This window comes from Planomonospora sp. ID91781 (genome assembly GCF_015711595.1).
Lineage (GTDB): Bacteria > Actinomycetota > Actinomycetes > Streptosporangiales > Streptosporangiaceae > Planomonospora > Planomonospora parontospora.
This window is the reverse complement of record NZ_JABTEY010000003.1, coordinates 23,987-36,729: the sequence shown is the minus strand read 5'-3', so window position 1 is coordinate 36,729 and position 12,743 is coordinate 23,987. Positions and strand designations below refer to the sequence as shown.

The 12,743-nt window shown below is 73.7% G+C and carries 4 protein-coding genes and 1 pseudogene; all 5 read left to right on the top strand.

Features of this window, described 5'->3' with window-relative positions; all coding sequences use genetic code 11:
• Positions 1-5: 5 nt before the first annotated feature.
• The gene (locus HS048_RS30535) at positions 6-461 is read left to right on the top strand and encodes an SRPBCC family protein (RefSeq protein ID WP_068904466.1); all 456 of its coding nucleotides are present in this window, start codon (positions 6-8) and stop codon (positions 459-461) included.
• The gene (locus tag HS048_RS30530) at positions 458-1,882 is read left to right on the top strand and encodes an NAD(P)/FAD-dependent oxidoreductase (protein ID WP_153054675.1); all 1,425 of its coding nucleotides are present in this window, start codon (positions 458-460) and stop codon (positions 1,880-1,882) included. Before HS048_RS30535 ends, HS048_RS30530 begins: the two co-directional genes overlap by 4 nt.
• A gap of 122 nt (positions 1,883-2,004) precedes the next feature.
• Positions 2,005-3,468 (top strand): annotated as a pseudogene (locus HS048_RS30525) (type I polyketide synthase); the annotation flags it as partial.
• 427 nt (positions 3,469-3,895) lie between these two features.
• Positions 3,896-7,528, top strand: a complete 3,633-nt coding sequence (locus tag HS048_RS30520) for an acyltransferase domain-containing protein (protein ID WP_196469575.1) — start codon at positions 3,896-3,898, stop codon at positions 7,526-7,528.
• Between the two features lie 45 nt (positions 7,529-7,573).
• Positions 7,574-12,739, top strand: coding sequence for a type I polyketide synthase (locus HS048_RS38595; RefSeq protein ID WP_196469574.1), 5,166 nt, complete (start codon positions 7,574-7,576; stop codon positions 12,737-12,739).
• Positions 12,740-12,743 lie beyond the last annotated feature (4 nt).

The window sequence follows — 12,743 nt, the reverse complement described above, 5'->3', positions numbered from 1 at the left end:
TTCCGATGTTGTTGGCGTTTCGCGAATCGGCCACGATCAGCGGCGACCTGGCGTCGATCTGGCGCACCTCGACCGACGCCGGATCCTGGTCCGAGTGGGACCCGCACCTGCTCGACTGCGGGTTCGACGGCCCCTTCGCCCCGGGCTCCGGAGGCTGGACCCGGCTGAAGGGCACCCCCAGCAAGGCCAGGGGCCCGTTCACGGTGACGGCCGTGGACCCCGAGCGGTCCTTCTCCACCGAGTCGCCGATGCCCTTCGGGAAGATGTGCATCGACTACGGGTTCGAGCCGGCCGGCTCCGGCCGGGTCGAGGTCAGCAGGGACGTCAGGCTGCACGGCGCGTTCGGCCCGGTGTTCCGGCTGTTCTGGATGAAGTCGATGCGGCGCGACATGCACCACACCTTCGCCGCCCTCGAGCAGGAGGCCCGGCGCCGCGCCGCGGAGACGGGCAGCAGCCGATGACCAGGGCAGTGGTGCTCGGCGGCGGCATGGCCGGCATGCTCGCCGCGTCGGTGCTGGCCCAGTACGCCGACGAGGTCGTGGTCATCGAGGCCGACCGGTTCCCCGACGGCCCCCAGCCCCGGCGGGGAGTCCCCCAGGCGCAGCAGAACCACATGCTGATGGGCGGCGGAGCCGACGCGCTCGACCGGCTGCTGCCCGGGACCACGGCGGCGCTGTACGCCCGCGGCGCCCACCACCGGAAGATCGGGCAGCTGCTCACGCTCTCGGCCCAGGGCTGGTTCCGGCGGCTGCACAGCGACGCCTACGTGATCAACTGCAGCCGTCCCCTGGTGGACCACGTCGTCCGCGGGCAGGCGCTGCGCGAGGGGACCATCGAGGTCATCGAGTCCGCCAAGGTGACGGGACTGACCGGCGACGCCGGCCGGGTGACCGGTGTCCGCGCCGAACCCGACAGGACGATCACCGCCGACCTCGTGGTGGACGCCACGGGCAGCCGCTCCAAGGCCCCGCAGTGGCTCGCGGAGCTGGGGCTCCCCCCGGTCGAGGAGGAGTTCGTCGACGCCGGGCTCACCTACGCCGGGCGGTTCTACGAGATCCCCGAGGGCACCCGCGACGACTTCCCCGGAATCCTCATCCAGACCGAGCCCGGCACCGGCCGGCCCGGCAGGGGCGCCGCGCTGATGCTCCAGGAGGACCGCCGGTGGATCGTCTGCCTGATGGGGACGCGCGGCGGCACCCCGCCGAACGACGAGGACGGGTTCCTGGAGTTCGCGCGCGGGCTGCGGCACCCGATAGTCGCCGACCTCCTGTCCGCCGCGCGCCCGCTCACCCCGATCAGGTCGTCGCGGGCGCTGGCGAACCGGCGCAGGTACTTCGACCGCCTCCCGGTGCCGGAGGGTTTCCTCGCCATCGGCGACGCGGCGCTGGTGCTGAGCCCGAACTACGCCACGGGCATGTCCATGGCGGCCTTCGGCGCCGAGGCGCTGCGCGACGGGCTGGAGGACGGAGGACTGCGGCCCGGCCTGTCGCGGACGGTGCAGGCCGCCGTGGCCAAGGCCGGTGAGTGGTCGTGGCAGATGGCCACCGGCAACGACCGCTGGTTCCCCGGAGCCGAGACGAACATCCGGTCCAGACGCCTGCTGGGCCTGGACCTCGGCGGCCTGCTCGGCCCGCTGCAGCGAGGGTTCAGCACCCGCTGGGCCCGTACCGCCGCGGACAACCTCCAGGTGGCCGAGGCCACCTACGCTGTGACCGCGCTCAGCGCTCCGCCCGAGCAGATGATGACGCCCGGCCTGATGTGGGCGGTCATGCGCGGTCCGCGCAACGTCCCGCTCACCGCCGAGCAGGCGATCGCGCAGTACCCCGAGTTCGGCGACCTGCTCACGGCGGGTGCGATACAGGCGAGGGACGGCCGTCAGTGACCGAAGAAGAGGAAAGGCTCCTCAAGTACCTCAAGCGCACCCTCGCGGACCTCAGGGAGGCCCGCCGGTGCCTCGACGAGGCCGCGCGCAAGCCGGACGACGAGGCCATCGCGATCGTGGGGATGGCGTGCCGGTATCCGGGCGGGGTGGAGTCGCCGGAGGATCTGTGGCGGCTGGTCGCCGGGGGGACGGACGCGGTGTCCGGATTCCCGGAGGACCGCGGCTGGGACCTTGGGAGCCTGTTCGACCCCGAGCCGGGCAAGCCCGGGAAGAGCATCGCCCGCGAGGGCGGCTTCCTGTACGGCGCGGCGGAGTTCGACGCGGACTTCTTCGGGATCAGCCCGAACGAGGCGCTGGCGACGGACCCGCAGCAGCGGTTGCTGCTGGAGACGTCGTGGGAGGCGATCGAGCGGGCGGGCATCGATCCGGCGTCGCTGAAGGGCAGCCGGACCGGGGTGTTCGCCGGGGTCATGTACCACGACTACGGTCTCGGCGTGGAGGCCGGCGCGAGCAGCGCGGGCAGCCTGGTGTCCGGCCGGGTGTCGTACACGCTGGGCCTGGAGGGGCCGTCGGTGTCGGTGGACACGGCGTGCTCGTCGTCGCTGGTGGCGCTGCACCTGGCCTGCCAGTCGCTGGGGCGCGGGGACTGCACCCTGGCCCTGGCCGGCGGGGTCACCGTCATGGGCATGCCGGAGATGTTCGTCTACTTCAGTAACCAGCGTGGGCTGGCGGCCGACGGCCGGTGCAAGTCCTTCTCGGCCGGCGCCGACGGCATGGGCTGCTCGGAGGGCGCGGGCGTCCTCCTGCTGGAGCGGTTGTCGGACGCGCGCCGCAAGGGTCACCCGGTCCTGGCCGTGGTCAAGGGATCGGCGATCAACCAGGACGGGGCCTCGAGCGGTTTCACCGCGCCGAACGGCCCTTCCCAGCAGCGGGTGATCAAGCAGGCGCTCGCCAGCGCCCGCCTGTCGCCGCAGGACGTGGACGTGGTGGAGGGTCACGGTACGGGCACGACGCTCGGTGACCCGATCGAGGCGCAGGCGGTGATCGCCGCCTACGGTCAGGACCGGCCGGAGGACCGGCCGCTCTGGCTGGGTTCGATCAAGTCGAACATGGGTCACACGCAGGCGGCGGCGGGTGTGGCCGGTGTGATCAAGATGGTGCAGGCGATGCGGCACGACCTGCTGCCCAGGACGCTGCACGCGGAGGAGCCGTCGCCGAACGTGGACTGGTCGGCGGGCCGGGTGGAGCTGCTGACCGAGGCGCGGGAGTGGAAGCGGAACGGTCATCCGCGCCGGGCGGGCGTGTCGTCGTTCGGGCTGAGCGGCACGAACGCCCATGTGATCATCGAGGAGCCCTCCGCGGTCGAGGAGCATCCTTCGGTCGAGGAGTCTTCTCCGGACGGAGCGGAGTCCTCTCCCGCTGCGGAGGCTCCGGAGTCCGCGCGTGTCCCGCTTCCGGCGGTGCCGCTGGTGGTCTCCGGTAAGAGCGTGGAGGCGCTGCGGGCGCAGGCCGGGCGGCTGGCCGCGCAGGTGGAGGCCGAAGCCGAGCCGGACCTGACCGACGTCGGATTCTCCCTGGTGACGACGCGGGCGGCGCTGGAGCACCGGGCGGTGGTGGTGGGTTCCGACCGCGCCGGGCTGGCGCGGGGCCTGGCGGTGCTGGCCGCGGGGGGCGAGTCGGCAGAGGTGGCGGCCGGTTCGGTGCGTGCGGGCCGGACGGGGTTTCTGTTCTCGGGTCAGGGGGCGCAGCGGGCGGGGATGGGCCGGGAGTTGTATGCGGCGTTCCCGGTGTTCGCGGAGGCGCTGGATGCGGTGTGCGCGGTGGCGGACGTGGAGCTGGGGCGGTCGTTGCGGGAGGTGATGTTCGCCGAGGACCAGGACCTGGACCAGGACCCGGGACCGGGGCGAGGGTCGGGGCGGGGACGCGGCCCGGGGTGGGGACGCGGACCGGGGCCAGGGCGGTGGGGGCGCGGCGGAGGTGCTGGGGCGCACCGAGTTCGCTCAGGTGGCGTTGGTGGCGTTCGAGGTGGCGTTGTTCCGGTTGCTGGAGTCGTGGGGGGTTCGGCCGGATGTGCTGGTGGGGCATTCGGTGGGGGAGTTGGCGGCGGCGCATGTGGCGGGGGTGCTGGATCTGGCGGATGTGGTGCGGTTGGTGGTGGCGCGGGGCCGGTTGATGCAGGCGCTGCCGGCGGGTGGGGTGATGGTGGCGGTGCAGGCCTCGGAGGCGGAGGTGGCGCCGCTGCTGACGGCCGGGGTGGGGGTCGCGGCGGTCAACGGCCCGTCCTCGGTGGTGGTCTCCGGTGAGCGGGCCGGGGTGGAGGCGGTGGTGGCGGCTCTGCCGGGGGGGCGGCGGTGGTCGCGGTTGCGGGTGTCGCATGCGTTCCATTCGCCGTTGATGGAGCCGGTGCTGGAGGAGTTCCGGCGGGTGGCGGAGTCGGTGACCTACCGGCAGCCGGATGTGTCGGGGCCGGTGGCGGTTTCCACGGTGACGGGCGCGCCGGTCGCCGGGGAGTGGGGGTCGGCGGAGTACTGGGTGGAGCATGTGCGCCGGTCGGTGCGGTTCGCCGACGCGGTGGATGCGGCGCGGGGTCTGGGTGTGTCGCGGTGGGTGGAGGTGGGTCCGGACGCGGTGCTGACCGCGCTGGCCGTACAGACCCTGACCGCGGATTCTGCGGTTGGTGCGGATTCTGCGGTGGTGGGGTTGCAGCGGCGGGGCCGGGGCGAGGTCGAGGCGCTGCTGACCGGGCTGGGTCAGGCGTACGCGCACGGTGTGACCGTGGACTGGGCGCGGTACTTCTCCGGGTCGGGTGCGCGGCGGGTGGAACTGCCCACCTACGCCTTCCAGCGCAAGCCGTACTGGTTGCGGGCGCGTGCTGGGACGGGGGATGTGAGCGCGGCGGGTCTGGCGGCGGCGGATCATCCGCTGCTGGGGGCCGTCGTCTCGCTGCCCGATGCCGAGGGCGTGGTCCTTACCGGCAGGCTCACCGCCGACGGCGACTCCTGGCTGGGCGATCACGATCTGTGGGATGTCCCGGTACTGCCGGCCGCCGCGCTGACCGAGCTCGCACTTCACGCGGGTGAGCAGGTGGACTGCCCCACTCTGCGCGATCTCACCGTCGACACGCCGCTCGTGCTGCCCGAGCAGGGTGCGCTCGTGCTCCGGGTGGTCGTGGGCGGTCCCGCTCCCGACGAGGCCGGGACGCCCGGTGCCAGACGCCTGGACATCTCCTCCCGTCCCGAGACCGGCGACGCGTCCTGGACCCGGCACGCGACCGGGACCCTGGCTCGCACCGCCGTACGGGAAGAGCCGGGACCGGTCGAGTGGCCGCCCGCCGGCGCGACCGTGCTCGACGTGTCCGGCGCCTACGCGGAGCTGCTGGAGCGAGGCCACGGCCACGGTGCGGTGTTCCAGGGACTGCGGGCCGCGTGGTGGCGGGGCGACGAGATCTTCGCCGAGGTGGCGCTTCCCGAGGAGGCCGCGGGTGAGGGCTTCCTGCTCCATCCCGCCCTGCTCGACGCGGCGACGCACGCGTACCTGCTCCACGGCGACCGGGCGGGTTCGCCCGGACGGGTGTCGATCCCGGCCGAGTGGGAGCAGGTGACGGTCCACGCACCGGGGATCGTGGAGGCCCGGGTGCGGGTCGCCCCCGGAGCCGACGGGCGGGTGACCATGACGCTGACCGACGTCGCCGACCGGCCGGTGCTGACGGTGGGCTCCCTGCGGTTCCGGCAGATCTCCCGGGACCTCCTCCCGGTGACGGGCGGAGCGCGCCCGGAGGCGCTGTACCGCCTGGACTGGGTGCAGGCACCTTCGATCTCCTCCTCCGACGCGGCGGTGGCGGTCCTGGGTTCCGGCGACGCCGAGGGGTACGGCTGGCCGGTCCACTCCGGCCTGGAGGCGCTGAACGACGCGATCCGCGCGGGGGCCCCCGTACCCGGAGTCGTGCTGTTCCCGTGCCCCGCACGGAACCCGGAGATCCCGTCCCAGGCGGACGCGCCGGTGGCGGAGGTACTGGAGCTGGCCCGTTCGTGGCCGGAGCAGGAACGGCTGGCGTCCGCGAAACTCGTGGTGCTGACCAGCGGTGCCGTCGCGGCCGGCGGGATCCCCGCCGACCTGGCACAGGCGCCGGTGGCCGGCCTGGTGAGGGCGGCCGCCGCGGAGCACCCCGGGCGGTTCGCGCTGGTCGACCTCGACGGGTCCGCGGAGCCGCGCCGGGTGCTGGCCGCCGCGCTGGCGGCGGACGAGGACGAGGTGGCGGTCCGCGGCGGCACCGTCCTGGTGCCCAGACTGGTCGGGACCGGCGGGACCGGTGGGACCAGCGGGATCGGTGGGACCGGTGGGAACGGCACCGCCGGGTCGGCCCCCGATCTGGCCGGTGGCACCGTCCTGGTGACCGGAGACACCGAGGGCGTCGGCGCGCTGCTGGCCCGCCATCTGGTGGCCCGGCACGGAGTCCGGCACCTGCTGCTGGCAGGTGCGGAGGAACCCCGGGCGGACGTCCTCGACGAGCTGGCCGCTCTCGGGGCGGAGGTCACCACGGCCTCCGCGGACCCGGACGTCCTGAGCGGGCTCCTGGCGGACATCCCGCCGGAACGACCGCTCACCGCCGTCGTGCACGTCGCCGGTGCCGGGGACAACGGGCTGCTCGGCGCGCTGACCGGGGAACGGCTGGCGGATACGCTGCGGCGCGGGGCCGATCCGGCCTGGCACCTGCACCGGATGACCGGCGGGTCGGAACTCTCCGCGTTCGTCCTCGTGTCCTCCTCCGCGGGGCTCGTGTACGGCACGGGCCAGGCCACCGAAGCCGCGGCGAGCGTCTACCTGGACGCCCTGGCCGGACACCGCCGTTCCCAGGGAATGCCCGGTACCTCGCTGGCCCTGGGCCCCTGGACCGCGACCGCCGATCCGGACGGCGCCCTCCTGCGCCGCATGGAGAGGCTGGGAATGCCCGCGATCTCCGAGGCAGGGGGCCTGGACCTGTTCGACGCGGCGCTGGGCGCCGGTGAGGCGGCCGTCCTGGGGGCCCGGTTCGACCGGCACGCCCTGCGTGCGATCGGGGAGGATCTGCCCGCCGTACTGCGCGACGTGGCGCGGGTGCCCGCGCGGCGGTCCCCCGGAGGGGGGCGGGAACTGCGCGAGCGCCTGGCCGGACTGCCGGAGGCGGAGCGCCTGCGCCTGCTGCTCGACGTGGTCAGGACGCACGCGGCCGCGGTTCTGGGACATGCGTCCGCCGACGAGGTCGGACCCGACCGGGCGTACCAGGAGCTCGGCTTCGACTCGCTGGCCGCGGTGGAACTGCGCAAGCGGCTCGGCACGGCCACCGGGGCGGTGCTGCCGGCGACCCTGGTCTTCGACTTCCCGACGTCCCGGACGACGGCGGAGTTCATCGCGGCGGAACTCGCCCCGGCCGCCGCCGACCCGGTGCGACCGGTGCTCGACGAGGTCGGGCGGCTGGAGAAGGTGCTGGCCGCGGTACCCCGGGACGGGGAGAGCCACGACAGGATCACCGCCCGGCTCGAGGCGCTGCTGCGCGGCTGGTACGACGCGCAGGCCGGACCCGCGCAGGAGCCGGCCGGCCAGGACTACGGGACGGCGACCGACGACGAGCTCTTCAAGGTCCTGGACGACGAACTCGGGATCGCTTGACGCGTACGTGCCCGGAGCGTGAACGGTTCGAAATGCGAGGTTGCGATGGGGAACGACGAGAAACTGCGGGAATATCTCAAGCGCGCCACCGCCGAGCTGCAGCAGACCAGGCGGCGGCTGCGCGATGTCGAGGCCAGGCAGAGCGAGCCGATCGCGATCGTCGCGATGAGCTGCCGCTATCCCGGCGGGATCACCTCTCCGGAGGACCTGTGGGAGCTCGTCGCCTCGGGCGGTGACGGCGTCTCGGAGTTCCCCCGCGACCGCGGCTGGGACGTGGAGGACCTGTTCGATCCCGAGCCCGCCACCCCCGGCAAGACCTATTCCAAGCACGGCGGGTTCCTGCACGACGCGGCGGAGTTCGACGCCGACTTCTTCAAGATCAGCCCCAGGGACGCCAAGGGGACCGACCCGCAGCAGCGGCTGATGCTGGAACTGTCGTGGGAGTTGCTGGAGCGGGCGGGGATCGATCCGACGTCCCTCAAGGGCAGCCGGACCGGGGTCTTCGCCGGGATCGTCTACCACGACTACTCGGCGAGCGGTGACGTGGGAAGCCTGGCGAGTGTGGCCTCCGGCCGGGTCGCGTACACGCTGGGCCTCGAGGGGCCGGCGATCACCGTGGACACGGCGTGCTCGTCGTCGCTGGTGGCCCTCCACTGGGCCTGCCAGGCGCTGCGGTCGGGGGAGTGCTCGCTGGCGCTGGCCGGTGGGGCGACCGTCATGTCGACGCCCGTCTCGTTCGTCGGTTTCAGCCAGGACCGCGGCCTGGCCGCCGACGGCCGGTGCAAGTCGTTCGCCGCCGCGGCGGACGGCACCGGCTGGAGTGAGGGCGTGGGCATGCTCCTGCTGGAGCGGCTGTCGGACGCGCGCCGCAACGGGCATCCGGTGCTGGCGATCGTGCGGGGCTCGGCGGTCAACTCCGACGGCGCCTCCAACGGGCTGACCGCGCCGAACGGTCCCTCCCAGCAGCGGGTGATCCGGCAGGCCCTGGCCAACGCCCGGCTGTCCGGGGACCAGGTCGACGCGGTGGAGGCGCACGGTACGGGGACCCGGCTGGGGGACCCGATCGAGGCGCAGGCGCTGCTGGCGACCTACGGTCAGGACCGGCCGGAGGACCGGCCGCTCTGGCTGGGCTCGTTCAAGTCGAACATCGGGCACGCCCAGGCGGCGGCGGGTGTGGCCGGTGTGATCAAGATGGTCATGGCGCTGCGGCACGACCTGCTGCCGAAGACGCTGCACGTGGACGAGCCGTCGCCGAACGTGGACTGGTCGGCGGGCCGGGTGGAGCTGCTGACCGAGGCGCGGGAGTGGAAGCGGAACGGTCATCCGCGCCGGGCGGGGGTGTCGTCGTTCGGGCTGAGCGGCACGAACGCGCACGTGATCATCGAGGAGCCTCCCGCGGCCGAGGAGCATCCTTCGGCCGAGGAGTCTTCTCCGGACGGAGTGGAGCCTGTCTCGGGAAGCGGGGAGCCGCCCGCGCTCGCGTCCGCGCACGTGGCGCTTACGGCGGTGCCGCTGGTTCTGTCGGCCCGGAGCGCCGAGGCGCTGCGGGCGCAGGCGGGGCGGTTGGCGGAGCATCTGGCGGCCGGTGCGGAGCCGGGTCTGGCCGATGTCGGGTTGTCGCTGGTGACGACGCGGGCGGCGCTGGAGCACCGGGCGGTGCTGGCGGCCGCCGATCGGCAGGGTGCGCTGGCCGGGTTGCGGGAACTGGCCGATGGGCGGGTGCCGGGTGGTGCGGTGACGGGGTCGGTGGGCGCCGAGGGCCGGACGGGGTTTCTGTTCTCGGGTCAGGGGGCGCAGCGGGCGGGGATGGGCCGGGAGTTGTATGCGGCGTTCCCGGTGTTCGCGGAGGCGCTGGACGCGGTGTGCGCGGTGGCGGACGTGGAGCTGGGGCGGTCGTTGCGGGAGTTGATGTTCGCCGAGGACCAGGACCTGGACCAGGACCCGGACCGGGGCGAGGGTCGGGGCGGGGACGCGGACCGGGGTGGGGACGCGGACCGGGGCGAGGGTGGTGGGGGCGCGGCGGAGGTGCTGGGGCGCACCGAGTTCGCTCAGGTGGCGTTGGTGGCGTTCGAGGTGGCGTTGTTCCGGTTGCTGGAGTCGTGGGGGGTTCGGCCGGATGTGCTGGTGGGGCATTCGGTGGGGGAGTTGGCGGCGGCGCATGTGGCCGGGGTGCTGGATCTGGCGGATGTGGTGCGGTTGGTGGTGGCGCGTGGCCGGTTGATGCAGGCGCTGCCGGCGGGTGGGGTGATGGTGGCGGTGCAGGCTTCGGAGGCGGAGGTGGCGCCGCTGCTGACGGCCGGGGTGGGGGTCGCGGCGGTCAACGGTCCGTCCTCGGTGGTGGTCTCCGGTGAGCGGGCCGGGGTGGAGGCGGTGGTGGCGGCTCTGCCGGGGGGGCGGCGGTGGTCGCGGTTGCGGGTGTCGCATGCGTTCCATTCGCCGTTGATGGAGCCGGTGCTGGAGGACTTCCGGCGGGTGGCCGAGTCGGTGACCTACCGGCAGCCGGATGTGTCGGGGCCGGTGGCGGTTTCCACGGTGACGGGCCGGCCGGTTTCCGAGGGTTCCCTGCCCGGTTCAGCGGCTTCCGAGGCTTCCGAGACTTCCGTGTCGGGTTCCGGTGCGGGTTCGGTTGTGGGATGGGGGTCGGCGGAGTACTGGGTGGAGCATGTGCGGCGGTCGGTGCGGTTCGCCGACGCCGTGGCCGTCGGGCGGGGTCTGGGTGTGTCGCGGTGGGTGGAGGTGGGTCCGGACGCGGTGCTGAGCGCGCTGGCGGCCCAGGTCCTGGCCGCGGATCCTGCGGACGGCGCGGCCGGTGCGGGCTCTGCGGATGGCCCGGGCGGTGCCGGCGCCGCAGGCGGTGCGGGTTCCGCGAGCGGTGCGGATTCTGCGGTGGTGGGGTTGCAGCGGCGGGGCCGGGACGAGGTCGAGACGCTGCTGACCGGGCTGGGCCGGGCGTACGCGCACGGTGTGACCGTGGACTGGGCGCGGTACTTCTCCGGGTCGGGTGCGCGGCGGGTGGAGTTGCCCACCTACGCCTTCCAGCGCAAGCCGTACTGGGCGGACAGCACGCCTCCCCGGAGCGACGATCCGATGAGCGGCTTCTGGGACGCCATGGAGCAGGAGGACCTCTCCGCCCTGGCCGCGCGGCTGGACGTCGACGCCTCCGCACTCGGTGAAGTCGTGCCCGCGCTGACGGCATGGCGGCGACGCCACCGCGAACACGCCGTCGTGGACTCGTGGCGGTACCGCCTCACCTGGCGGCCGATCGCGGAGCGGCGGTCCCGCGCACTCGACGGAACCTGGCTCGTCGTCGTCCCCGAGGCGTTCGGCGGCGCAGGGCTGCTCCCGATCGTTCTGGGTGCCCTCGCCCAGCGCGGGGCGAAGGTCGTAACCGTCAAGGCCGCCCGCGCGGACCGGGCGGAGCTCGGCGGACGGCTCGCCTCGGCGGCCTCGGGAGAGGACGTCGCGGGAGTCCTGTCCCTGCTCGCGCTCGACGACCGGCCGCACCCGATCCACCCGCAGCTGTCGTACGGCTGCGCGGGCACGGTCACCCTGGTCCAGAGCCTGGAGGACGCCGGGATCACCGCACCCCTGTGGTGCGTCACCTCCGGAGCGGTCGCCGTCGACCGGGAGGGTGAGCCCGCCGGCCGTGAAGCAGCCTCGGTGAGCCCCGGTCAGACGGCGGTGTGGGGTCTGGGCGCGGGGCTCGCGCTGGACCTCCCCGGCACCTGGGGCGGGCTGGTCGACCTCCCCGCCCGGCCGGACGAGCGGGTGGCGCTCCGGCTGTGCGACGCGCTCTCCGCGGCGGACGGCGAGGACCAGCTCGTGATCAGGGAGGACGGATGCTTCGCCCGCCGTATGGTCAGGGCTCCGGCCGGAGGCCGCCCTGCGGTTTCCTGGCGCCCCGAGGGAACGGTCCTGATTACGGGGGGAACCGGCGGCGTCGGCGCTCACGTGGCACGGATGCTGGCCGGCAACGGCGCGGAGCACCTGCTCCTCACCAGCCGCCGGGGAATGAAGGCGCCGGGCGCGGCCGAGCTGGTGGAGGAGCTGACCGCCCGGGGCACCCGGATCACGATCGAGGCCTGCGACGTCGCCGACCGGGACGAACTCGCGGCGTTGCTCCGCACGGTGCCCGAGGAGTTCCCGCTGACCGGGGTCGTGCACGCGGCCGGTACGGCCCAGCGGATCGCACCGCCCTCCGACCTGACGATCGACGAGTTCGCCCAGGTCGGGAAGGCGAAGATCCTCGGTGCGGTGCATCTGGACGAACTGCTCGCCGACCGGGACCTGTCCGCCTTCGTGCTGTTCTCCTCCGGCGCCGCGGTGTGGGGCAGCGCGGGTCAGGCCGCCTACGCCGGCGCCAACGCGTTCCTGGACGGCCTCGCCCACCGGCGCAGGGCGCGGGGACTGCGCGCCACCTCGATCGCCTGGGGCTCGTGGGACGCCGGGATGGTGGACGAGGAGCTCGGTGCGCTCATGAAGCGGATCGGAGCACCCGCCATGCCCGCCGCGGCCGCCGCCGGCGTCCTGGGACAGCCGGCCGTTCACGACGAGAGCCATCTGGTCGTCGCGGACTTCGACTGGCCGCGGTTCATCCCCGCCTACACGCTCGCCCGTCCCCGTCCGCTCCTGAACGATCTGCCCGACGTGCGGGAGGTCCTGGACGGAAGCGGAAGCGGCGGGACGGCGGACGCGACCTCGCCGGTCGCGCGGCTGGCCTCCCTCCCGGAGGCCGAGCAGAGCCGCGAGCTGCTGGATCTGGTGCGGACGCACGTAGCGGCGCTGCTCGGCTACGACGACCCCGCTGAAGTGGACGCCGGCCGCGCCTTCGACGATCTCGGGTTCGACTCCGTCGCGGCGGTCGACCTCCGGACCCGCCTGAACGCGGCCACCGGGAAGAACCTGCCCAGCACCATGGTCTTCGACCACACGACGCCCACCGCGCTCGCCGAGTACCTCAGGTCGGAACTCTGCGGCGGCGTCCAGGCCCGTCCCGTACTCACCCGGCTGGATCAGCTGGAAGAGACCGCAGCCGATCTCCTCCCCGAGGAGATCGAGAGCACCCGGATCATCGGCAGACTCCAGGCGCTGATCACGAAGCTGAACGAGAACCTCGCCGGAGACTCCGGCGCCGACGTCAGCAGCCGACTAGAGGCCGCCACGGCCGACGACATCTTCACCTTCATCGACACCGAACTGGGCCTGGCCTGACCAG